At 66.6% G+C, this 1,626-nt stretch carries 2 protein-coding genes; one reads left to right on the forward strand and one right to left on the reverse strand.

The window, feature by feature from the left end:
- Positions 1 to 197 precede the first annotated feature (197 nt).
- A complete protein-coding gene (locus tag K9U41_RS22785) occupies positions 198 to 1,289 on the forward strand; it encodes a TRAP transporter substrate-binding protein (RefSeq protein WP_282643120.1) in 1,092 nt (363 codons plus the stop codon).
- Positions 1,290 to 1,368: 79 nt separating this feature from the next.
- Here K9U41_RS22785 and K9U41_RS22790 read toward each other — a convergent pair.
- On the reverse strand, positions 1,369 to 1,626 hold a 258-nt coding region (locus K9U41_RS22790; RefSeq protein WP_282643121.1), incomplete at its 5' end, for a hypothetical protein.

Raw genomic sequence — 1,626 nt, forward strand, 5'->3', positions numbered from 1 at the left:
CACCCTGCCCTCCCCCGCAAGCGGGAGAGGGTTCACGGGCGGACCCAGTCGCGGCAGCCAAGCTTCTTTGACTTTAGGATAAGGCGGGCCGCGATCCCGCCGGCGTGCGTTGCCAGCTGGTGATGGGGTGCTCTAGAACAGCGGTATGCCGGCCCTTGCGAGAGGCTGCGCCGCTAAAGATGTCTAGGGAGCCATCCATGAAACGCCGTGATTTCCTGACCGCCGCGGGTGCGGGCGTTGCCGCGTCCGCCGCCGTCGCCATGCCGGCCATCGCCCAGTCGGCGCCGGACGTGAAATGGCGCTGCGCCTCCTCCTTCCCCAAGTCGCTGGACACCATCTATGGCGCCGGCGAACTCATGGCGCGCCAGGTGGCCGACATGACCGACGGCAAGTTCCAGATCCAGGTGTTCGCGGCGGGGGAGATCGTCCCCGGCCTGCAGGCGCTGGACGCCACCCAGAACAAGACCGTCGAGATGTCCCACTCGGCCTCCTATTATTATGTGGGCAAGGACCCCACCTTCGGCTTCGGCACCGCCGTGCCGTTCGGCCTCAACGCGCGCCAGATCAACGCCTGGTTCCTGTTCGGGAACGGCCTGACCCTGATGAACGACTTCTACAAGAAGTACGGCGTGGTGATGTTCCCCGGCGGCAATACCGGCGGCCAGATGGGCGGCTGGTTCCGCAAGGAAATCAAGACGGTGGCCGATCTGCAGGGCCTCAAGATGCGCATCGCCGGCATTGGTGGGCAGGTTCTGGCCAAGCTCGGCGTGGTGCCGCAGCAGCTCGCCGGCGGCGACATCTATCCCGCGCTGGAAAAGGGCACCATCGACGCCGCCGAATGGGTCGGCCCCTATGACGACGAGCGCCTCGGCCTCTACAAGGTGGCGCAGTATTACTATTTCCCCGGCTGGTGGGAAGGCTCGGCGGCCCTGAACTTCTTCGTCAACCAGGAGAAGCTGGCCGAATTGCCGAAGACCTACCGCGCGGCGCTCACCGCCGCCATGGCACAGGCCAACGAGAGCATGCTCGCCAGCTATGATGCCAAGAACCCCGTGGCCATCCAGAACCTGGTGAAGGCCGGCACCCAGCTGCGCCGCTACCCCAACGACGTGATGGATGCCGCGTACAAGACATCGCACCAGCTTTACGACGAGATCGCCGCCAAGAACGAAGACTTCAAGAAGGTCTATGAAGACATGAAGGCGTTCCGCAACAACGCCTATCTGTGGTGGCAGATCGTCGAGTTCACCTATGACGACTTCATGGTGCGCGCCCGCACCCGCGGCTGAGCCATCCCGCCTTCGCTGATGAGAAAAGCCCCGGAGCGCTGCTCCGGGGCTTTTTGTTGAGCGGCTGCCGCCGGGGTATTTAGCGGCTGGAGCCTGGGGTGGCCTGGGTGCGGCCGCCTTCCTGGGCGGGGCCGTGCTGGGTGTTGGGACCGGCCGCGGTGCCGGAGCGCGGCGTCACCGAGCCGGTGGTGTCCACGGTCGGGGCATTGCCGGAGCTGCTCGCGCCCGGCGTCGCCTGGGTGCGGCCGCCTTCCTGCGCCGGGCCGGCATGGGTATTGGGGCCTGACGCGATGCCGGAGCGCGGGGTGGGGGGGATGCCGGCCTCGGGCAGGGGCAC

This window comes from Xanthobacter autotrophicus (genome assembly GCF_029991245.1).
Classification (GTDB): domain Bacteria; phylum Pseudomonadota; class Alphaproteobacteria; order Rhizobiales; family Xanthobacteraceae; genus Xanthobacter; species Xanthobacter autotrophicus_C.

What these genes read in the sequence shown, in the direction of transcription:
- K9U41_RS22785 (WP_282643120.1), top strand. Translation starts at nt 198, where the DNA reads ATGAAACGCCGTGATTTCCTGACCGCCGCGGGTGCGGGCGTTGCCGCG.